Origin of the sequence: Janibacter corallicola NBRC 107790 (genome assembly GCF_001570965.1) — a bacterium.
Taxonomy (GTDB): Bacteria; Actinomycetota; Actinomycetes; order Actinomycetales; family Dermatophilaceae; genus Janibacter; species Janibacter corallicola.
The window spans coordinates 17,738-39,072 of record NZ_BCSR01000029.1; the positions used below are offsets into that span (position 1 = coordinate 17,738).

Here is a 21,335-nt window from a genome sequence, read left to right on the forward strand (position 1 = left end):
CCGCGGCGTCGCTCCCGACCACCTTTCCCGTCGACGCGTCCTAGCCTGCTGCTCGAGAGGCGACGTCGCCTCGACGACCACTCCCCTGCCCCCTTCGCCCCACAGCGGGCACGCTCGAGGACCACGCCCGTGACCGAACCGCGCACCGACGCTCTGCCCACCGACGCCACCCGGGCCGAGCCACTCCGGATCGACGCCGCGCGGGTGCAGCGCCGCACGATGACGGTGCTCGTGATCTCCCAGGTCATCGGCACCGTCGGCGTCGGCGTGGCCCCCTCGATCGGTGTCCTCGTCGCCGGCGCGGTCACCGACAGCGAGGCGTGGGCGGGTCTGGCCCGCACGGCCAGCACGCTCGGCGCCGCGCTCGTGGGCCTCCCGCTGGGAACCCTGGCGGCCCGCCGGGGACGACGGGTGGCGCTGTCCACGGGGTGGTGGACCGCCGCCGTGGGTGGGGCACTGCTGGTACCGGCCGCCCAGTGGAGCCTGGTGGTCCCCCTCTTCATCGGCCTCCTGCTCATCGGTGTCGGCAGCGCCGTCAGCCTCCAGGCCCGCTTCGCCGCCACCGACCTCGCCGAGCCCCGGCATCGGGCGCGTTCGCTCGCGCTCCTCGTCTGGGTGGGGACCCTCGGCTCCGTGCTCGGCCCCAACTTGGGTGTCCCCGGCGAGGTCGTCAGCCGGGCCACGGGGCTGACCGTCTTCGCCGGCGCCTTCCTCATCACGGCGGTCTGCCTCGCGATCGCCGGTACCGTCGCCTTTGCCTTCATGCGCCCCGACCCACTGATCACCCTCGGCCGGATCGCGGGGACACCGACGGTGACGGGCGGCGCACGTCCCGGTCGGTTCGAGCAGATCATCGCCGAGCTGCGCACCAACCGCCCGGCCCGTTACGCCCTCGTCGCCGTGCTGACGGCGCAGATCATCATGGTCTCGGTCATGACCATGACGCCGGTGCACATCGTCCACCAGGGCGGGTCGGTGACGATCGTCGGCATCACCATCAGCCTGCACATCGTCGGCATGTACGGCTTCTCGCCGGTCGTCGGCATCATCGCCGACCGGTGCGGTCACCGGCTGACGATCGCCGCCGGCATCGGCGTCTTCCTCGCCTCGCTGCTCGCCGGGGCCCTCGTACCGGACGACATGACGTGGATCGTCGCCTCGCTGATCCTGCTCGGTCTCGGGTGGTCCTTCGTCAACGTCGGCGGGTCCGCCCTCTTCTCCGCCGTGGTGTCCGACGAGACCCGTGCCTCCTCCCAGGGCGGGGTCGACGCGCTGGCCAACCTCCTCGGCGCGACGGCCGCCTTCGCCGCGGGTCCGCTGCTGGCCGTCTCGAGCTTCACGACGCTCAACGTCGTGGCGATCGTCTTCCTCGTGCCGCTCGCCGTCATGACCGCGAGGCGGCGCCTCGCAACGTGACCGGCCCGGTGGTCAGAGCAGTGCCGACGTTCAGGCCGACTGGGAGGACAGCAGGGGGCACGCAAGGTTCCTGGCGGGGCCGTCGGGAGCGGGGCCCCGGCGAGTCAGCCGCGACCGAAGAGGCGGGCGAGCGGGTTGCGGACGGCTGTGCTCCCCTTCGTCGGGGTGGCGTGGCCGGGGCAGCGCTCGCTGCTCGGCACCCCCCTCATGACCTCGTCGACGTGCTGGCCGCATCCGGCCCAGGTGGTCCTGCCGCACCGGCGGCAGGTGGTCTGACGGCACACGGGATCTCCTCGGTGTGGACGAAGGGGGTCAGGCTGCGGTGACCATGGGCAGGCCGGCAGCAGCAGCGTTGTCGAAGGCGTCGTCGACGAGGACGACCGCGTGGTCGCGCGATGCGAGGACGGAAGCGGCGATCGAGGCTCGGTAACCGCTGCCGCAGTGGACCCACAACTCGCGCCGTGGGATCTCGTCGAGGCGCTCCAGCAGCCCGCCGAGAGGGACGTTCTGGGCGCCCTCGACGTGGCTTGCCCCGTACTCCCCCGAGAGGCGTACGTCGAGGACGTGCACCGGGCGGTGGTGGCGCACCTGGGACAGGTCGGCGAAGGTCGCGGTCTCGAGGGTCGCCGGCTGCGTGTCCGTCCAGTCGCGGGGACCACCCGTGGCGGCCCCGGCGATCCGGTCCAGGCCGATGCGCGCCATCTCCCGCTGGGCCTGATCGACCTGCTCGGCACTCTCACCGAGGAGGGTGACCGCGGCGTCCCACGGGATGAGCCACCCCAGATAGGTGGAGAACTGGCCGTCGAGGCCGAAGTTCAGGGTGCCGGTGACGTGCCCGGCGGCGAAGGCGGTGCGGGTGCGCAGGTCGACGACCCATTCGCCGGCGGCGATGCGCCCGGCCAGGGTCTGCTTGTCGGCACGCTCCGGCGGGCTCAGGTCCGGCCGTCCGGGCCCCGCTGCATTGGCCGGCTGCATGTGCACGTAGTAGGCGGGGTAGGCGTCCAGCCCGGCGAGGGTGTCCGCGACCCACTGCTCCTCGGTCTGGGTGAGGGCGGGGTTGATGCGCTTCTCCTGCCCGATCGTCGACGCGGTGGAGCCACCGGTCGATCCGGCCGAGCAGAAGGACCCGAAACCGTGGGTCGGCATCACCTCGGCGGCCTCGGGCAGCTCGTCGGCGAGCCGGTGGATCGAGGAGAACTGGTGGTGCACGAGGTCGCTCGTGTGCTCCTCGCCGAGCAGGTCCGGTCGTCCGGTCGCCCCGAAGAGCAGCGAGCCGCCGGTGAAGACCGCCGTGGCGGTGGCGCCGGAGTCGGTGAGCGACTCGAGCGCGTAGGACAGGTGGGTGAACGTGTGCCCCGGGGTCGCGATGCCCCGCACGCGCATCCTCGGGGAGACCTCGACGACGTCGCCGTCGCGGATCGGCTGGCGCTCGAAGGAGACCTCGTCCTCGCCGTTCACGTGGTACCGGGCATCCAGGTGCCGGGCCAGGGCGAGCCCACCGGTGAGGTAGTCGTTGTGCAGATGGGTCTCGAAGACGTCGGTGATCCGCACGAGAGCTTCGCCTGCCGCCGCGAGCACCCGGTCGATGTCGCGCTGCGGGTCGATGACGAGGGCGACCTCGCCGTCGTGGGCGAGGTAGGAACGATCGCCCAGGGACGGGGTCTCGATGGTGATGATCGTGGGTTCCATGACCATCAAACTAATACCCCCTGGGGTATACTGTCAATACGGTGCCGCACCCGACAGGGACCGTGACCGAGAATGGGCGAAGTGCCCTGACGACGAAGGAGAAGGCACATGGTCACCCTGGACATGGACGACATGGGTCCCGTCATCAACCGACTGCGTCGCGCGCAGGGGCAGATCGGCGGTGTCATCCGCCTCATCGAGGAGGAGCGCGACTGCAAGGACGTCGTGACCCAGCTCGCGGCGGCCAGCCGGGCGCTCGACCGGGCCGGCTTCGCCATCGTCTCCTCGGGCCTGCAGGAGTGCCTCTCCTCGCCGGAGGGGGTCGACGAGGACGATCGGGCCGCGATGGAGAAGCTCTTCCTCACCCTCGCCTGACCAGGGCGACCACCCGACGAACCCCTGTTGCCCGTGCCCACCGTTGGATACGCTCGAGGCATCTGATCGAGGGGGCGGTACCCATGGGTGCGACGGACGAGACCGAGCAGCTCTCTGCTGACACGTGCTGGGCATTGCTGCGCACGACGACGGTCGGTCGGCTGGCCGTGATCGTGGGGGACCACCCGGACATCTTCCCCATCAACTACGCGGTCGATCGCGGTACCGCCGTCTTCCGGACGGGCGAAGGGAGCAAGGTCGCCGGCGCCCTGTCCGGCACCGCCGTCGCTCTCGAGGCCGATGGCCACGACCCGGAGACCGGCCGGGCGTGGAGCGTGGTGCTCAAGGGGCGGGCGCGCACCATCACCGAGGTCAACGACCTGATGGACACCGTCGACCTGCCGCTCTTCCCCTGGCAGGGCGGTAGGAAGGACCGGTTCGTCCGCATCACGCCGGGCGAGGTGACGGGCCGGCGTTTCGCCGTCGTCGACCCGGGCCAGTGGACGACCCTGCCTGCGGGTACCCCTCGCCGCCCCGTGGAGTAGTCACCTCCGGTGACCCGGTGGCTGCCGGGCGGTCGGGTGACTGGCGAGCCGTGACCGTCAGCGGGCGCCGAGTGCGAGGAGGCCGGCCAGAGCGGCGATGAGCGTGACCACGGCGAGGTGTGGCCACGGGTGGCGCACCAGGACGCCGATGAACTCGCGCAGGATCGCGCTCGGCAGGAAGTAGCGTGCCGTCGGTGCTCCGACGACCTGGGCCACCAGGCCCTGCTCGCGGGTGATGATCGCCGCGCGGAAGGCGTGGTAGTCGTTAGTGGCGACCACGACCCGCTCGCCCCGACCCTCCGCACGCAGCAGCCGCAGGCTCAGCAGCACGTTCTCGTCGGTGCTGGTCGAGGCGGTCTCGCGGCGCAGCACCGTGGGGCGGGCACCGGCCGCCAGCAGGTGGTCGGCCATGGCGACCGCCTCGGGCACGTCCTCCCCGGGTCCCTGCCCACCGGAGCAGACGAGGACGGCGTCGCCGCCCCGGGCGAGCTCGGCCTCGAGCACCTCACGTCCCCGCGTCAGCCGGGCGGCCAGGAGCGGTGGGACCCGGCTGCCGAAGATGCCCGAGCCGAGCACGATGACGGCATCGGCGCCGGGCGCGGGGTCACGTCGGGCGTAGAGCAGTCCGAAGAGGACGAAGGACCAGAAGAGCAGCCCGAAGTAGGCCAGGAGCACCCACACGGCGCCGACGAGGACGGCGACGCTCGGTGGGCCGAGGACGATCGTCGCCACGGTCAGCACCGTCAGGGCGATGACGGCGAGCCCGAGCAGCAGCGTCAGCATGTTGCCGAGGGTGCGACCCTCGCGACGCGTCATCGCGAGACCGTTGAGCATGAGGAAGGCGACCTGGGCGACCGCCCCCACGAGGAGCACGACGAGCACGGCACCCGCAGCCAGGACGCTGGTCTGCATGACGTCCAGCAGCGCCACGACGAGCAGGTGGAGCACCGCGGCACCGGCGGCGACGGCGAACCCGAGCCGACGCACCTCGGGCATGGCCGCCCAGCGCTCGGCGTCGGTGAGTGCGGCCCGGGGGACCCGGGAATCGACGACCCTGATGCGCGCCACGGTGCCGGAGAGCCCACGGTGGTCGCCCAGCGCTGCGACGACGAGACTGGCCACGCCGAGCGCCACCGCGGCCCCGTCGAGGAGCGAGGACCCGGTGACGGAGCCGAGCACGTCGAGCAGCACGTAGCCGCCGGCGCCGGTCACCGAGCGCACCAGACGCTGCGCGGGCGAAGGGGGTTCCCCGCCTTCGCCCTGCGGGCGGAGCATGACCAGCTGCTGGCCGATGGTCGCACCACGGCCGGCCAGGGGCACCACGACGAGCAGGGCGACGGCGACAGCGAGTCGCAGTCCGCCGCGGAGGAGGTCAGCGTCGGCGACCTCGGTCCTGGTCATCGCGCCGGTCGACAGCAGCACCGACCCGGTCGGCAGCCACAGCAGTGCCCCACCGAGGGTCACGAGCAGGACGTCCGCGACCATGCCGAGCACTCGTCGCCACGCGGTCACCGGCTGGGGCTCGCGGATGTCGGCGACGTCCTGACCCGGCACCCGGCGCAGGGCGGGCGCAAGGAGGATGCCCAGCGCCGCACCCGTGGTGTTGGCGATCAGGTCGTCGACGTCCATCAGCCGGTAGGCGCACGGGTAGAGGCCCCAGGTGCCGGTCAGCTGGGTGAGCTCGATCAGACCCGAGACACCGAGCCCGATGAGCACGGTGCTGACCACGCCGCGACGGAAGAGGTGGCGCAGCACCATGCCGAGCGGCACGAAGAGCAGCACGTTGAAGGCGACCTGCAGCACGACCGTGGTGCCGCTGCCACCGGTGCGACGCTCACGGGCCAGGTCGGCGAGGAACTGGAAAGGGCGCAGCTGCGCGGCGGCCGGATCCGCGCAGACCACAGCCGGGTCCGGCAGCGGGAGGATCGTGTACGTCCACAGCGCCAGCACGTACACCGCCGTGCCCGCCACCAGCAGTGCGTGCCCGGGACCGAACCGCCCACGCCGGCGGTAGGACCAGCCCAGGTACGGCGCGAAGCCGAAGACGATCACGACCAGTCCGCCGGCCACCGCGATCACGGCCGACGCGGAGAAACCGCTCACGCTCCAACCTCCGTCACTCGTTCGGGTACGGCGGTCAGTCTCCCCGATCTTGCGGACGAGGATGATCGGTGCGCTCAGGACACTGGCTTGCCACGTGGGCCGGCCCTGCCCCGCCGGCGCGTGTCAGCGCAGCGGGTTCAGCGCAGAAGCCCACGCCGGTACGGGTACTCCGGTGATGAGGTCCGCCGAGAGCCGCCCCGTGACCGGGCCCAGGACCATCCCCCACATCCCGTGCCCTCCGGTGATATGCACCCGAGGGGATGTGGTCGGCCCGACGAGTGGTAGCCCGTCCGGGGTGCACGGTCGTGACCCGACCCACTCCTCGCGCCTGGCTTCCCAGTCCACGGTGGCGAACATGGGCCGGGCGGCCGCGACCATCGCTTCGATGCGGCGCGGCTCGGCGGGCGAGTCGGGATCGCGCAGCTCCATCGTTCCGGTGATGCGGAAGCGATCGTGCAGGGGGTTGCACGCCAGGTGCTGGGACGGGAGGTGAACCGGGTGTCGCGGTATGGGGTCGGGGCGCACGGTGAAGCTGTATCCCCGGCCGGCCTGGACGACCTGCCGCACTCCGTATGGCCGCGCCAGCGTGTTGAGCCACGCTCCGGTGGCGATCACTGCGGCGTCGGCGTGCAACTCGTGCCCCGCGGGAGAAAGCAGGACGACGCCAGCCTCGCCCCCGTCGCGGACCCGGGAGACGTCGAAGTCCTCGACGATGCGGGCGCCCCGAGCACGGACAGCGTCGGCGAGGGCGGCGATGTAGTCGGGCGGGTCGATGTAGCCCTGGTCGTGCAGCAGCAGTCCGGCCTCGACGCGGTCGCTGAGGGCGGGCTCCATGGCGTGGAGCTCATCGGACCCGATCTGTTCGTACCGGGCGCTGCCGCCGACCGCGACGACCTCCTCGATCTCGCGGACCAGCGGAGCCAGACCAGCAGGTGAGGTGGCCGCGGAGATCAACGGGCGGTGCTTGACGGGTGCCGTGACCCCGGACTCGGTGAGATGGGCGTAGGCGTCCAGGCTGCGTCGGTTGAGTTCGTTGAAGATCTGCATGGACCGCCGCCACCTGCTCCTGCGGGAGTGTCGGGCGAACTGCAGCAGGAACCGCCAGAGCCGCATGTCGGCCTGCGGAGGGACCGTGATCGACGACGACGGGTCCAGCACCCCCTGCAGGCCGGCCCGTAGCGTTCCTGGCTCTGCCAGTGGAACCGTCAGGGTCGGGTTGAGCATGCCGGCGTTCCCCCACGACGCACCAGCGGCCACCCCGGCACGGTCCAGCACCGTCGTGCGCACTCCTCGCTCCTGGAGGAACCATGCGGTCGCCAAGCCGGCCATTCCTGCACCCACGACGGCCACGTGGCCCGGGCCCGCCGCCCGAGTCAACCTCGACCCCCTTCGGCCTGCTTGATCTCGCGGACCAGGGTGCGCAGGATGTCGGCGCCACGCGGGTCGGCGGAGTGCAGATACTCCTCCCGCGCCTTCATCGACATCTTGCGGTAGACCTCGCGCTGGGAGTCGGTGAGCTCGACCACGGAGATGTCCGAGGCCTTCATCTTCGTGAGTGCGTCCTCATTCATCTGCTCCTGCACGTCGAAGACCCAGTCATCAAGATCATCCACTGTGGACTCGATGACCTTCCGGTCCCGAGCGGGCAGTCCGTGCAGGAAGTCGGCGTTGATGATCGTGGAGGTCACGTAGATGTGGTGTCTGCCGAGGGTGAGGTAGTCCTGTACCTCGTGGGTGTTTCCGCTGTAGATGAAGAACAGCGGATTCACGGTGGCATCGATCATGTTCGTCTGCAGGGCCGTGTAGATCTCACCGGCGTCCATCGGCATCGGGTTCGCACCCAACGCCTCATACGTGGTCAGGAGCATCGGTGACGTCATGGTGCGAATCCGCAGCCCCTTCATCCCTTCGGGCTCTGCTATCGGTCGGTTCGACGTCCACGCCATGAATCCCTCGGTCCAGTAGCCGAGGACCTCCACACCCCGGTCGGAGTAGATCCCGGCGAGGTCCTGGTTGAGCGCCTTGCTGGAGTCGAGGACCTTGCGATTGACCTGCATGTCGTCGGAGAAGACGAACGGGATGGACAGCGCCTGGTTCTCCTCGACGACGGGGGCAGTGATGCTCGGTGTCGAGATCGCCGCCTGGACGGCGTTGTCCTCGACCATCTTCAAGGAGTCATCGTTCGTGCCGAGCTGCCCCGCCGAATAGGTCACCACGTCAACTCGGTGGTCGGTGCGACGCTCGACCAACTTCTCGAACCTCTCTGCGTACTGCCCCTGCACGTCGCCCGCCCCCTCCTCGTGGACCAGCCTGAGCGTGACCGGCTCGCTCTCCGCGGCGTCCTGGGCGTCACCGGCGCAGCCACCGAGGAGGCCCAGGAGGATCGCCAGGGACGCGGGAACCGTCAGGTGCTTCTGCATCGTGGTCTCCTGAACGTCACGGGGAGGGGAGCACGTACTCGTAGGCGAGGACGATGTCGGGCACGAGGATGATCAGCACGTTCGCTGCCAGCAGGATCGCGATGTAGGGCGCGACGCCCTTGGCCACGGTCAGGTACGGAACCCTGAAGATGGCGCTGGCGGTGAAGATGTTGACCCCGAAGGGCGGGGTGACCACGCCGATGGCTGCCTGCAGGGTGATGATGATGCCGACGTACACGGGGTCCGCCCCCACCTCGAGGGCGATGGGGAAGAAGATCGGGGTGAGGATCGCGATGGCCACGAGGGCGTCGACGAACATGCACGCGACGATGAAGAAGGCGGACATGATCAGCAGCACGACCACCTGCGAGGGGTCACCGGCCAGGACGACACCGGCCAGGGACTGAGGGATCTGTGCGTAGGAGATGACCCACGAAATGGCCCCTCCCGCAGCCAGCAGGATGAAGATCACACTGGTGATGGTCGCCGTGGATGCGGCCATCTCTGCCAGGTCACGAAACCGGATGGAGCGGTACACCCCCAACTCCACGATGGCGGCGTAGACCACCGACAGGGCGGCGGCCTCCGTCGGGGTGGCGATGCCGATGTAGATGCTGCCCAGGATGAGGACCGGCAGGCCCAGGGTGAGCGCCGCCCGGCGAAGTGCCGCCAACTTCTCCCGAGCCGTCGACGTGTCCGAGGTCGGGATCCCCTTCACCCGTGCCACGACGTGCTCGTACCCCGCGAAGAGGACGAAGATCAATATCCCGGGGATGATCCCGGCCAGGAAGAGGTTGCCCACCGATGTGCTGGTCAAGGTCCCGTAGTAGATCATCACGGTGCTCGGCGGGATCAACAGCGCGAGAGAACTCGCGTTGACCAGCAGCGCGAGAATGTGCGAGTCGCTGTACCCGACCCGCAGCGCTTCGGTGCGCATCGGTGGGCCGATCGCGGCGACGGTCGCCTGTGAGGAACCCGAGACGGCGCCGAAACCGGTCGCGGCTGCTGCCGTGGCTATGCCGGTGCCGCCACGCATGCGCCCGATGGTCTTCTGGACCAGGTCGAGCAGGTACTTCGAGGTGCGGCCGGCGGACATGATGTCGGCGGCGAAGATGAACAGCGGGATCGCCATGAGCACGTAGGGCTCCACGCTGCTGACGAGCTGCTGGATGACGATGCTGGGCTCAGTGGTTGGCAGGTAGGTCATCCACAGGGCCAGCGCGGCGACCAGCATCACGACCATCATCGGGAAGCCGAGCAGCAGCATGGCCAGGGTGATGGCGAGTATGACCCATTCCATCGGTCAGCCCTCCCAGGACGTCTCGACGTCCGCTTCGGAGGGTCTCCCATGACCTGGTAGTGGCCACAGGTCGGCGACGAACCGCATCGCGGCGAGCAGAAAGCCGACCGGGATGACGCTCAACGGCAGGAACATCGGGATGCCCAGCACATTCGAGGAGTCGCCACTGGCGTATATCTGGATGGCGTATCGGGCACCGAGGTAGGCCATGACCAGCATGGTGGCGGCCGAGACCACCGAGACGAGCCAACCGAGTGTGTCCCGGCCCCTGTCAGCCAGCAGGTCGTACAGAGCGGACATCGCGATGTGTCGCCGCTGGTGGGCGGCGTAGCCCAGCCCACCGAAGGTGACGACGATGAGCAGCAGGCTGCCGATCTCCTCGGTGAACGCCCAGCTGACGCCGAAAAGGTTGCGCGAGATCACGTTCCCCACGACGAGCACGCTCATCACGATGATCGAGAGCCCGAGCAGCGTGCGTTCGATGACCCCGAGGAGCCCGTCGCGGGGACCGTGCTCTTCCTCAGGGGGCCTCTCGTGTGCCATTCGGTGTGCACCTGCCTCGTTGCAGTGGGTGATGTCTCGTGCTGGGCGTGCGCCGTGGTCGCAGGGTTCGAAGGGGGACGTGGCCGGGACGACTGCCGCCCCGGCCTGGTCAGGTGGCCAGGTGGATCAGATCGGCTGGTCCGTGCGTGAGTACACGGGTCTGCTCCTCCTCCACGACGAACGTCTGGCTGAGGCCGACTCCCTGCCGGCCGAAAGCGCGGAAGGAGGCCGGGATGTGGAAGACCATGTTGGCCTGGAGCGGCTCGTGGTTGTCCTCGGTCAGGAAGAAGGGCGCCCCGTCCATCCAGTGCGGCTTGTGGGCCAAGCCGATCGGGTAGCCGAACATCCCGTGGAACATCACGTCCGCTGGAAGTGGTCCGAGCGCGTTCGCCGCCGCCGCGGCAACCTGTGATGCGGGCACTCCTGCACGCGCGGTCTCGAGCACGGCCGCCACCATGGCTCTGGCGAGGTCGGCGAGCCTCGCGTCGGTGGCCGCGGGGTCGCCGCGAACGAGTGTCCTCATCACGGGAGCGTGGTACCGGCGACAGGTTCCTGAGAACTCCAGGAATGTCGGCCCTGGGGCCAGCGTGCTGCCCTCCCAGCTGGAGTGCGGGATGCCCGAGCGCGGTCCGGTGACGACGACGGGACCCCAGGCCGAGATCGAGTCGGATGCTCGATGAAGCGCAGCTGCAATTGCTGCCCCGACGGATGCGTCGTTCGCGCCCGCGGCCGCCGCGGCGGTGGTGGCAGCGCTCACCCCGGCCGCCGTCACCTCGGCCGCCCGCTGGACGCACCGCAGCTCCGCGGGCGAGAGGACCAGCCTCTCGCGTTCGACCATGTGGTCGGAGTCCACGACGACGACATCCTGGGCGGTCCAGAGCGCAACGGCCCTCGGGGGTGTCGGCTCGCTCATCTCCACGCCCACCCGGGCACCGGAGGTGAGGCTGGATGCCGCATGTGCGATGAAGCGCTCGAGACTGGTCAACGCGTCGGAGTATCCGCAGAAGCGGATCTGGTCCACGCACGAGCTGGCCAGCGCCCGCCCCACCTCCAGGTCAGGGACGTACAGGACGGTTTCCGACTCGGTGATCAGCAGTGGTTGGGCCGCTGTCTCAGCGGTGTGGAACCCGCACAGGTACTCGATGCTGGAGGGACGGAAGACCATCAGTGCGTCCAGTTCCGCGGCATGCATGCGTGCGCGCACCCTGCTCAACCGCGCAGCGTGCTCCTCCACGTCGAAAGGTGGCCCCTCCAACGCTCGGAGGGTTTCCGCAGCCTGCGAGTCCAACCATCTGGGCGCCGCAGCTGCGTGCATACCGATGACCTCAGGGGGCTCGTACGTCCGCGCCATCACCGAATGCCTCCCGGCTGGTGGTGTCGTTGTCCACAGACAAATCCCATCCGGTTGGTGGGTTCCGTCACGTAGCAGTCTCCGACACGGCGACACTCACGTCTATTGACAGTGTCTGCACCGAAACGTTTTAGTTCTTCTACATGAACCTGTCGCTACGACGGATGCGTGCGCTTCATGAGTTCGCCTCCCGAGGCACGATCACGCGTGCAGCCGAGGCGCTGCACTACACCCCCTCAGCGGTCTCCCAACAACTGACGGCCTTGGAACGCGACGTGGGGATCCCGTTGTTCGAGCAGGTCGGACGCCGGCTCCGTCTGACGCCCAACGGACGGATGCTGGCCCTGCACGCGGGTCAGATGCTGGCCGCTGAGGAACGGGCCCGTGCAGATGTGGAGCGTGCACAGACCTCATTGACCGCGTCCTTGACAGTGGGGGTCGTGGCCACCTTTGCCGCCTCGCTCCTGCCGATAACCCTACGAATCCTCGGCGAGCAGGAACCGGGCATCGACGTGAGCACCCGCGAGGTGAGCCCCGAGGTCGCCTTGGAAGCAGTCCATGACGGCGACTTCGACATGACGTTCGTCCTGGACTACCCGGAGACCCCGGTCGGCCTGGAACTGGGACTGCGATCCACAGTCGCCGCCGTCGAACGCCTGTATGTCGTGGTCGCCGATGACCAGCACGAGTCGGACGACCCCATCGACCTGTCCGAGCTCGCCGACTGGGAATGGATCGCCTCGGGCGCCGGAACGGACTTCGGGCGCGCCTTCCTGGCCACGTGTCGGCGAGCAGGCTTCGAACCTCATGTGCGTCACGAGATCGACAGTCAGGCCACGGCACTGTCCATGGCCGCCGCGGGTCTCGGCGCCACGCTCATCGCCGACCTCGGCCTGACACCCCTTCCGGAGCACGCCCGGGTCCTCCAGATCCGCAATCCCCCGCTGCGAAGGCTGCTCCTGGTCCGGCGCAGCTCAACGGTCGAGCGACCACCCGAGAACGCGTTCCTGCGAGCCACGCTGGATGCCGCGACCGAGATGGGGATTCATCCGTAGCGGCCCATATCCTCGAGGACATCACACCCCGGTGGAGGATCCTCCGTCCTCTGTTCCGCGGACCCGGCGCCCATTTCGCGGACCCCCGCACGGACCTGTCGTCTCAGGTCGTGACCGCGCTCCTCGGACCGCAGACGTCGCCGCCGGTTCAGCTCCCGCTCGGCCAGGATCAGCTTCGCGCCCTGCTCGCTGCGAACGCGGACCCATTGCCCGTTACCGCTGAGGCCGTGTGCGAGGGCCACCTCCGTCGGCCCTTCTACCGTGACAGCGCGCCCATGGCACGACAACTGCGGGGTCCGAAGCACGCCAGGCCTCCCGCCCCAAGGGACATCAGATCCTCCGGCGACATCCAGACCCTCGCACCGCTTGTCGGCGATCTTCGTCCCACCGGCGCTGTCGTCCCACGACGTCGAGGTCGACGGCGGCCTGCGGCTGCTCTCTCGGGAGGCGGCGTTCTACCTCGACCCTCGCTCCCGGGAGTTCCTCGAGCACTGGGACAACCCCATCACCGGCGAGCGGGTCGACGTGTGCCACGTCTGGAACGACCCGGTCAACCAGGAGTGGCTCGAGCAGATGCCATGGGGGCCCTTCCGGGTGCCGATGACCGACCTCGGCGCGGCGGTGTGCTTTAACCTGGACATCCGGCTGGCCTACCCCTCTCCGCTGCCGGTCGCCGCATACCCGGACAACTCCGCGGACGACACCTACTGGGCACTGGAGCTCTTCCAGTTCTTCGCCGCCGCGTCCGACCTGGCCGACGCCGCCCTGACGAGCGTCCCGTGCCAGCTGTCGTGGTCGCGGGTGTTCCCGTGGCTGCCATGGATGCGGATGGGGCCGCGTCCCGGCGGGCTGATCTTCCACACCCGAGGCGTCAAGACCGGCTACGACGCCGTCCCCGAGCAGATCCGCACCTACATCGCGGAGAAACGCCCCGAGTTCGCCGAACCGCCGACGGCCTGGTCGGCGCCGAACGAGACAAGCTGGACCGCCTTCAAGAAGCAGGCCTGATCTGGCCGCTCCGAGTGACGACCGGCGCCTCACGAGGACCGCACCGCGTGAACTCGGCGACGGGCTCGGTCACGGGGCGCGCCCTGTCGAGCCGCAGGACCGGACAGGCCAAGAAGGTGAGCCCTCGCTCGTGCTGGGCGCGGTTGCGGCCGTCGAAGTCGGGACCCTCGTAGCCGCTGGCCCAGTCCATGAAGTCGTGGTAAGCGGCCTCCCGCTCCCCGCCGGGGGCGATCGACTCGCCGTAGCGCAGGACCTCGCGGGGGGGAGACGCTCGCTTCGTGCGGGACGGACCACTCGGTCGCGCGCGCCCGGCCGAGGGGCATGATTCCCGCGCCGCTGGCGCCGGTGATGTGCACGCGGCAGGGGTCATGCGTTCACACTTCCATGCGGTGCGGATCGAAGGGGGCGGTTTCTCCCCTTCGATCCGCACCACGCTCCGGGCCATCGGCGATGACGTCCGGGACTGACTAGTCGTGCTTCAACCCGAGCCGGGTGGTCGGGCACGTCATCTCACGAGGGGGCCGCTGCACGGAAAGGTGACATGTGGTTTGTTTATCCCAGGTGCAGAGCGGGCCGATTCAAGGTGCGGCGCGATGGGTCTTGGAGCGTTCGCTCGTTAGGGGAGTGAGGGCGCGCTCCACTATGTCTGCCGTGCATTGGTAGTGCTTGCGCAGCTGTGCGGCTGCGGTGTCGGCATCTCGTGCGATGGTCGCATCGACGATCGCACGGTGCTCGGCGGCGACATCACGACTGGGTTCGTGCAGCTGGGACCAGCGGCGATAGAACTCGGCAGCATCACGCAGAGTCCGGGTGATCCCGAGCATCCACTCGCTGGCGCATCCGTCTAGCAGGGTCGAATGGAATTGGGAGTGCGCCTCCTCCCAGTCGTCCGAGACCCGTAGCGGCTCGTCAACTGTCAGCAGCGGAGTGCGCTCGAGCCTGTGGTGAGCAGCCACGATCGCAGACTCCCAATCCACGCCACCCCGCTCGATCGCCTGGCGCAGGGCCATGACCTCGACGTCGATGCGTGTAGCCGTGAGATCGCGTAGGTCCGCGACCGAGACGGCGCGCACGCGGAACCCGATCCGTGGCTCCGACTCCACCAGACCCTGCTCGCACAGCCGCGAGAGCGCCTCTCGGATGACGCTCACGCTGGCGCCGTACCGCTCGCACAGCGGCATGAATTTCAGCCGGGACCCCGGTGGGTACACGCCAGCCAAGACGTCACCGCGCATCAGCGCATAGACCGTCTCGGTGCTCGCCCGGGGGCGCTGCTCAGTCATGCCCGGACCATATCGAAGATGCAGATCTCCCTAATTTTCGAATATTCATTGATCTTTCGATTCTTATGCGGGAGCCTGATGAGACGGCGGTCGCCGTATCCGGACACTCGATGAGGAGGACCGATGACGAGCATCGTGACGGGCCCCGGCGGTTGCACCACGGTCGGGCTGGACGAGACCACCGATCGACGCCCCGCACACGCACGGCGGGGGGGCTCATGAGACGCCACGACATCGAGACGGAGGTCCTCGTGGTCGGCGCCGGACCTGCGGGCCTGACGATGGCTTGCCTGCTCGCGAGATCCGGCATCAACGCCATCACCGTGACCAAGTACCCGAGCACGGCCCACTCCCCCCGGGCGCACATCACCAATCAACGCACGATGGAGGTCTTCCGCGACCTCGACATCGAGGAAGCGGTCCGTGCGGCGGCAACGCCCAATGAGCTCATGGGCAACAACGTGTGGGCCACGAGCTTCGCCGGCCCGGAGATCGCCCGGCTGATGACGTGGGGCCGTGGCCCTGAGCGGCGGATGGACTACGAGCAGGCCAGCCCCAGCAGCATGTGCAACATCCCCCAGCACCTCCTCGAGCCCGTGCTCCGCAGAGGAGCGGAGGCGAAGGGCGCCGACCTGCGCTTCTCCACCGAGGTCGTGGCCGTCGAGCAGGATGCCGAAGGGGTCACCGCGACCGTCCGAAACCGTGACAGCGGTGCCGAGCAGACGATCCGTACCCGGTATCTCGTCGGTGCCGATGGAGGGCGTTCCACGGTGGCCGAGCAGTTGGACTTCCCCTTCGAGGGCGAGATGGGGCTGGGCGCTGCTGCGAATGTCTGGCTCGAAGCAGACCTGACGCAGTACACGGCGTACCGACCCGGCACCCTGTATTGGATGTGTCAGCCCGGCAACGACTACTGGGTGGGCTCCGGTACCTGGATATGCGTCAAACCGTGGACCGAGTGGGTCCTGCTCTTCATGTACGACCCGGCCGAGGGAGAGCCCGACCTGTCCGTCGAGGCGGTCACCGCCCGCGCACGGCTGACTCTCGGGGACCCGGACGTGGACATCACGATCAAGTCCACGAGTCTGTGGCAGATCAACAGCGTCGTCGCGAAGCAGTACCGCATCGGTCGTGCCTTCCTCGCCGGTGATGCTGCCCACCGACATCCTCCGGCCAACGGTCTCGGGACGAACACCTCCATCCAGGACTCCTTCAACCTGGCCTGGAAGCTGGCGCTGGTCCTTCGCGACCTGGCGGGCGAGGAGCTGCTGTCGACGTACCACGACGAGCGGCGCCAAGTCGGGCGTCAGGTCGTCGACCGGGCGATGAAGAGCGTGAGCGACATGCTGCCCATATCCCAGGCGCTCGGGTTCGAACCCGGCCAGAGCGCCGCGGAGGGACAACGGGCGCTCGACGGGCTGAACGCCCCCGGCAGCGAGGGGGGACTCCGCCGGAAACAGCTCGCCGACGCCGTGGAGCTGCAGAACTATCAGTTCAACGCCCACGGGGTGGAGCTCGATCAGCGCTACGCCTCCTCTGCCACGGTCGATGACGGCACACTCTGGCCGGCTCCGACACGTGACCCGGAGCTGTACCACCACCCGACGACGCACCCAGGTGCCAGGTTGCCGCACGCGTGGGTGGAGCGCGAGAGGTCACTGGTCTCGACCCTCGACCTGACCGGCCACGACGCTTTCACCGTCCTCACCGGCCCCGGCGGCCAGCCCTGGGTCGACGCGGCAACCGGCCTGGCGAGAACCCTGGGGATACCCCTGGCAGCCCACGTCATCGGCCCGCTTGAGGAGTACCGGGACGTGCTCGGGGACTGGGCACGACGGCGCGAGATCGGTGAGACCGGCGCCCTGCTCGTCCGACCCGACCACCACGTGGCCTGGCGCGTTGACGCACTGACGGACGAGCCCGCCAACGACCTCGAGCACGCCCTTCGCTCGGTGCTCGCCCGCGACCTGGACACCGCCCTCAAGGAGACGCCTGATGAAGCTCGCCAATCGTGACGGCCGCGCCGTCCTCATCACCACGGAAGACCACGCCGTCGACGTCCACCGCGCCAGTGATGGTCGCTTCGGCCCCGATGTGCCCATGATCTACGACCACTGGGACGAGTTCCGTCAGTGGGCGGCCACCGCCACTGTGCCGCCGGGCGAACCCTTCGATATCACGACCCTGGGCCCGCCCTCTCCGGCACCGCGTCAGGTCCTCGGGGTCGGTCTGAACTACGACGACCACGCCGTCGAGTCCGGGTTCGAAGCGCCCGGCGATCTCCCGCCCATCTTCCCGAAGTTCGTCAGCAGCCTCACCGGTCCGGTGACCGAGGTGACCCTGCCCGAAGGGGGGAACACGGACTGGGAGGTCGAACTCGTCGTCGTCATCGGGAGGGAGGCCACACAGGTTGCGTCAGCTGATGCGTGGGACCACGTCGCCGGTGTCACCGCTGGTCAGGACCTCTCCGAACGGGTCACCCAGCTGCGGGGCCCGGCACCGCAGTTCGGTCTGGGCAAGTCCTTCCCGGGCTTCTCCCCGACAGGGCCGTGGCTGGTCACCGCCGATGAGTTCGCCGACCGCGACGACATCGGACTGCGCTGCGAGATCGACGGCGAGATCCTCCAGGACGGGCGCACCCGCAACCTCATTGCCCCGGTGCCACGCCTCATCGCGGACCTCTCACGGGTGATCACGCTCTATCCCGGAGACCTGATCTTCTCCGGAACCCCGGCAGGAGTCGGGCTGGGCAGGGAGCCGAAGCGCTTCCTGACCGCCGGGCAGACCCTCGTGAGCACGGTCGAGGGCGTCGGCGAGCTGCGACAGACCTTCGTCTCGGGAAGGCGGTGAGGACATGCCTCTGCACCGTGTCAGCCACCTGACCATGGGCGTGCCGGACGTCGCGAGCACCAGCGCCTACTACACGGACTTCGGGCTGGGGCCCGGCGCCGACGGAAAGTTCAGCACCCGTGACGGGGGCGAACAGCTGAAGATCGTGCCGGCACCTCGCAGACAGCTCAGGGAGCTCGGGCTCGCCGCAGACGACGAGGACGACCTCGCGAGGATGGCAGCGGCCCTCCGCGAGCTGGGGGCCCCCGTCGACCTCGACGGTGACACGCTCCTGTCGAGAGAGCCCGTCGCCGGATTCACCGTCCGGGCGCGTGTCCTGCCCCGGCTGGAGCAGGAACCGACGCCGGCGACGCCGTACAACGGCCCCGGCCGGCAGGAACGCAGCGGGCGGGCCCCGGGGGTGACTCGCACCGCGCCGGTCCGACCGCGGCGTCTGGGTCACGTCGTCGTCGGCACGGTCGACCTCTCTGCCACGATGCGCTTCTTCATCGATGGTCTCGGCTTCCGGGTGTCGGACTACATCGGCGACAAGGGCGCGTTCATGCGCTGCTCCACGGACCACCACAACTTCCTGGCGATGGCGGCACCCGTGAACTACCTGCACCACACGAGCTGGCAGGTCGATGACATCGACGATGTCGGGCGCGGCGCCCAAGCCATGCTCCAGGGGAACCCTGAGCGACACGTCTGGGGTCTGGGCCGGCACCATGCCGGGTCCAATTTCTTCTGGTACCTGAAAGACCCCGCAGGCAACTTCTCGGAGTACTTCTCGGACATGGACTGCATCCCCGAGGACGGGGTGTGGGAGCCGGAGGTGCTCGAGGGAGCACGAGGACTGTTCAACTGGGGCCCACCACCGCCCCCCTCGTTCCTCGAGCCAGAGGACCTCGCCGGTCTGATGACGGGGACCCACAGCAACGGATGACATCTAGGACAACGAATCACAGGAGGAACCACCATGGCCGGTGAGACGCCGATCCGCCCGAACGACCATCTCTTGAGCCCTGACAACTCGGCGCTGGTCCTGATCGACTATCAGCCCGAGCAGGTCAACACCGTGAGCTCGATCGAGCATGAGGAGCTGATGCTCAACGTTACAGCCGTCGCCCGTGCGGCTGCGGCCTACGAGCTCCCGGTCGTCCTGACCACCGTCGGCGTCGAGATGGGCGCCAACAGCGGCACGGTCGACGAGCTCCGGAACGCGCTGCCGGAGACCGACGAGATCGACCGCACCAGCCTCAACTCCTGGGAGGACCCCGACTTCCGATCCGCCGTCGAGGCCACCGGCCGCAAGAAGATCATCATGACCGGGCTCTGGACCGAGGTCTGCGTCGCCTTCCCCACCCTGGACATGCTTCGCGAGGGCTACGACATCTATCCCGTGTCCGATGCCATCGGCGGGATCAGCCGCGACGCGCACGAGCGAGCCATGCAACGCATGACCCACGTGGGCGCCCAGCCCATCACCGCAATCTCCTTGGTCGCCGAGCTGCAACGCGACTGGGGCCGAGCCAACGCACCGAACCTCCGCAGCATCCTGCAGTGGTACTTCCCCCGGCTGCATGACATCCGCACCAAAGATGCCCGACCGTAAGCATCACCGACCTCCTGGCAATGCACTCTGCCGGTGTCGATCGTGGCCATCGCCCACACGGCTGCAGGCTGATGTCACGGGTCGACCCGGGGTGCAAGGCTGACAAGGCGGTCGGCGTGGTATCGCGATCGCAAGGAGGACACCGTGTCCCAGTTCCAAGGAATGCGTGCGCTCTTCATCAATGCCACGCTGAAGCCATCCCCCGAGCCCAGCAACACCGACGGGCTAGTCCAGATCAGCTGCGACATCATGCGCGATCATGGCGTGTACGTCCACGAGGTCAGGGCGATCGACCGCGACATCGCCACCGGCGTGTGGCCGGACATGACCGAGCACGGTCACGACGTCGACGAGTGGCCACAGATCTACCGCCAGATCCTCGCCGCGGACATCCTCGTCCTGGCCGGACCCATCTGGCTCGGGGACAACAGCTCGGAGATGAAGCGAGTGGTCGAACGCCTCTACTCCTGCTCCAGTGAGCTCAACGACCAAGGCCAGTACGCCTACTACGGACGCGTCGGTGGTTGCCTGATCACCGGCAACGAGGACGGGTTGAAGCACTGCGCGATGAAGCCTCCTCTACAGCCTGCAGCACCTTGGCTTCATCATCCCGCCGCAGTCCGACGCCGGCTGGATCGGGACCGTCGGCCCCGGCCCCTCCTATCTCGACCCCGGTTCCGGAGGGCCGGAGAACAACTTCACCAACCGCAACACCACCTTCATGACCTACAACCTCATGCACACGGCAACGATGCTGCGGCAGGCGGGCGGCCTCCCCGCCTACGGCAACCAACGCAGCCTGTGGGATGCCGGCTGCGCCCCGGACCAGCCCAGCCCCGAGCACCGATAGATCTCGACGACCAAGGGAGATGTGATGACGAGCATCCAGACACATCCGGTTCCATGGCCGCGGCTCGCCGTAGCCGACTGGAGCGACACCCGCGACACCCTGCACATGTGGACCCAGGTCGTCGGCAAGATCCGGCTCGAGCATGCGCCGCTGCTCAACCACTGGTGGCACGTCACCCTTTACGTCAGCCCGCGCGGACTGACGACGTCCGCCATCCCGCACCGCTCCGGTGTCTTCGACATGGAGTTCGACTTCGTCAACCACGTGCTACGCATCCGCAGCATCGCAGGTGGAGAAGACCTCGTCGCCCTGGAGCCGAAGCCCGTGGCCGACTTCTACAACCAGACGATGGAAGCGCTGGCCGCGTTGGGGATCGAGGCCACCATCCAGGCCCGGCCGAACGAGGTGGAGCCCTCGATTCCCTTCGCGGAGGACACGACGCACGAGTCCTACGACCCGGAGGCCGCGCAGCTCTTCTGGAGGCAGCTGATCCAGGCCGACCGGGTGATGGGTGAGTTCCGATCCCACTTCGTCGGCAAGGTCAGTCCAGTGCACTTCTTCTGGGGCTCATTCGACTTGGCCTGCACCCGCTTCTCCGGACGCCCGGCGCCCAAGCACCCCGGCGGGGCACCCAACTGCGGTGACTGGGTGATGGTAGAGGGGTACTCCCGCGAGCTGAGCAGCTGCGGCTTCTGGCCCGGCGGAGGAGACGAGGGCGCCTTCTACGCCTACGCCTACCCCGAGCCCGACGGATTCTCCGGCTACCCGGTCGGGCCGGAGGGGGCTTACTACAGCACCGAGAACGGCCAGTTCCTGCTGCCGTACGAGGCCGTGGCCGACGCCAAGGACCCCGACGCTGCACTACTGCAGTTCCTGCACACCACCTACGAGGCCGCTGCCGACCGAGGCCACTGGGACCGTGCTTCGCTCGAGGACGACCCCACCCGCTGGCA

General features: G+C 68.6%; 19 protein-coding genes and 1 pseudogene. 11 read left to right on the plus strand and 9 right to left on the minus strand.

Annotated features, from left to right (window positions below):
- Window positions 1–129 precede the first annotated feature (129 nt).
- Complete coding sequence (locus JCO01S_RS10870) at window positions 130–1,416, plus strand: MFS transporter (RefSeq protein ID WP_245634410.1); 1,287 nt, start codon at window positions 130–132, stop codon at window positions 1,414–1,416.
- A 104-nt stretch (window positions 1,417–1,520) separates the two neighbouring features.
- Here the strand turns inward: JCO01S_RS10870 and JCO01S_RS15445 are convergent, their stop codons facing one another.
- Together JCO01S_RS15445 and JCO01S_RS10875 are read right to left on the minus strand one after the other, a co-directional pair.
- Window positions 1,521–1,700: a DUF8730 family Cys-rich protein gene (locus JCO01S_RS15445; RefSeq protein WP_084342838.1), complete on the minus strand. Its 180-nt coding sequence runs from the start codon at window positions 1,698–1,700 to the stop codon at window positions 1,521–1,523.
- Window positions 1,701–1,728: 28 nt separating this feature from the next.
- The gene (locus JCO01S_RS10875) at window positions 1,729–3,105 is read right to left on the minus strand and encodes an MBL fold metallo-hydrolase (protein ID WP_245634411.1); all 1,377 of its coding nucleotides are present in this window, start codon (window positions 3,103–3,105) and stop codon (window positions 1,729–1,731) included.
- A 108-nt stretch (window positions 3,106–3,213) separates the two neighbouring features.
- Between JCO01S_RS10875 and JCO01S_RS10880 the strand changes: the two genes are divergently transcribed.
- Together JCO01S_RS10880 and JCO01S_RS10885 are read left to right on the plus strand one after the other, a co-directional pair.
- The gene (locus JCO01S_RS10880) at window positions 3,214–3,480 is read left to right on the plus strand and encodes a metal-sensitive transcriptional regulator (RefSeq protein WP_068255243.1); all 267 of its coding nucleotides are present in this window, start codon (window positions 3,214–3,216) and stop codon (window positions 3,478–3,480) included.
- Between the two features lie 83 nt (window positions 3,481–3,563).
- Window positions 3,564–4,025, plus strand: a complete 462-nt coding sequence (locus JCO01S_RS10885) for a pyridoxamine 5'-phosphate oxidase family protein (RefSeq protein ID WP_068255246.1) — start codon at window positions 3,564–3,566, stop codon at window positions 4,023–4,025.
- Between the two features lie 57 nt (window positions 4,026–4,082).
- Here the strand turns inward: JCO01S_RS10885 and JCO01S_RS10890 are convergent, their stop codons facing one another.
- The 6 genes from JCO01S_RS10890 to JCO01S_RS10915 form a co-directional block, all read right to left on the minus strand.
- The gene (locus JCO01S_RS10890) at window positions 4,083–6,128 is read right to left on the minus strand and encodes a VanZ family protein (RefSeq protein ID WP_068255250.1); all 2,046 of its coding nucleotides are present in this window, start codon (window positions 6,126–6,128) and stop codon (window positions 4,083–4,085) included.
- Window positions 6,129–6,251: 123 nt separating this feature from the next.
- Window positions 6,252–7,478, minus strand: coding sequence for an NAD(P)/FAD-dependent oxidoreductase (locus JCO01S_RS10895; protein ID WP_369407292.1), 1,227 nt, complete (start codon window positions 7,476–7,478; stop codon window positions 6,252–6,254).
- A 23-nt stretch (window positions 7,479–7,501) separates the two neighbouring features.
- Window positions 7,502–8,548 (minus strand): TRAP transporter substrate-binding protein DctP, encoded by a 1,047-nt coding sequence (dctP, locus tag JCO01S_RS10900; RefSeq protein ID WP_068255255.1) that lies wholly within the window; start codon window positions 8,546–8,548, stop codon window positions 7,502–7,504.
- A gap of 16 nt (window positions 8,549–8,564) precedes the next feature.
- The gene (locus JCO01S_RS10905; protein ID WP_068255258.1) at window positions 8,565–9,848 is read right to left on the minus strand and encodes a TRAP transporter large permease; all 1,284 of its coding nucleotides are present in this window, start codon (window positions 9,846–9,848) and stop codon (window positions 8,565–8,567) included.
- A gap of 3 nt (window positions 9,849–9,851) precedes the next feature.
- Complete coding sequence (locus tag JCO01S_RS10910; protein ID WP_068255261.1) at window positions 9,852–10,391, minus strand: TRAP transporter small permease; 540 nt, start codon at window positions 10,389–10,391, stop codon at window positions 9,852–9,854.
- Between the two features lie 109 nt (window positions 10,392–10,500).
- Entirely contained in the window at window positions 10,501–11,742 is a 1,242-nt protein-coding gene (locus JCO01S_RS10915; RefSeq protein WP_068255300.1) for a M24 family metallopeptidase, read from the minus strand.
- A 143-nt stretch (window positions 11,743–11,885) separates the two neighbouring features.
- Here JCO01S_RS10915 and JCO01S_RS10920 point away from each other — a divergent pair, with 143 nt between their 5' ends.
- Both JCO01S_RS10920 and JCO01S_RS10925 read left to right on the plus strand, forming a co-directional pair.
- Window positions 11,886–12,797, plus strand: a complete 912-nt coding sequence (locus tag JCO01S_RS10920) for a LysR family transcriptional regulator (protein ID WP_068255263.1) — start codon at window positions 11,886–11,888, stop codon at window positions 12,795–12,797.
- A 366-nt stretch (window positions 12,798–13,163) separates the two neighbouring features.
- Window positions 13,164–13,805, plus strand: coding sequence for a DUF1838 family protein (locus JCO01S_RS10925; RefSeq protein WP_068255265.1), 642 nt, complete (start codon window positions 13,164–13,166; stop codon window positions 13,803–13,805).
- Window positions 13,806–14,383: 578 nt separating this feature from the next.
- Here the strand turns inward: JCO01S_RS10925 and JCO01S_RS10935 are convergent.
- A complete protein-coding gene (locus tag JCO01S_RS10935) occupies window positions 14,384–15,088 on the minus strand; it encodes a GntR family transcriptional regulator (RefSeq protein ID WP_068255271.1) in 705 nt (234 codons plus the stop codon).
- Window positions 15,089–15,306: 218 nt separating this feature from the next.
- Here JCO01S_RS10935 and JCO01S_RS10940 point away from each other — a divergent pair, with 218 nt between their 5' ends.
- The 6 genes and pseudogenes from JCO01S_RS10940 to JCO01S_RS10965 form a co-directional block, all read left to right on the plus strand.
- Complete coding sequence (locus tag JCO01S_RS10940) at window positions 15,307–17,103, plus strand: FAD-dependent monooxygenase (protein ID WP_068255274.1); 1,797 nt, start codon at window positions 15,307–15,309, stop codon at window positions 17,101–17,103.
- Window positions 17,084–17,938, plus strand: coding sequence for a fumarylacetoacetate hydrolase family protein (locus tag JCO01S_RS10945; protein ID WP_068255277.1), 855 nt, complete (start codon window positions 17,084–17,086; stop codon window positions 17,936–17,938). The genes JCO01S_RS10940 and JCO01S_RS10945 overlap by 20 nt, the downstream gene beginning before the upstream one ends.
- Before the next feature lie 4 nt (window positions 17,939–17,942).
- Window positions 17,943–18,863, plus strand: coding sequence for a VOC family protein (locus JCO01S_RS10950; protein WP_068255280.1), 921 nt, complete (start codon window positions 17,943–17,945; stop codon window positions 18,861–18,863).
- 33 nt (window positions 18,864–18,896) lie between these two features.
- Entirely contained in the window at window positions 18,897–19,532 is a 636-nt protein-coding gene (locus JCO01S_RS10955) for an isochorismatase family protein (protein ID WP_068255283.1), read from the plus strand.
- A gap of 162 nt (window positions 19,533–19,694) precedes the next feature.
- Window positions 19,695–20,382 (plus strand): annotated as a pseudogene (locus JCO01S_RS10960) (flavodoxin family protein).
- A gap of 24 nt (window positions 20,383–20,406) precedes the next feature.
- On the plus strand, window positions 20,407–21,335 hold a 929-nt coding region (locus JCO01S_RS10965), incomplete at its 3' end, for a DUF5996 family protein (RefSeq protein ID WP_068255303.1).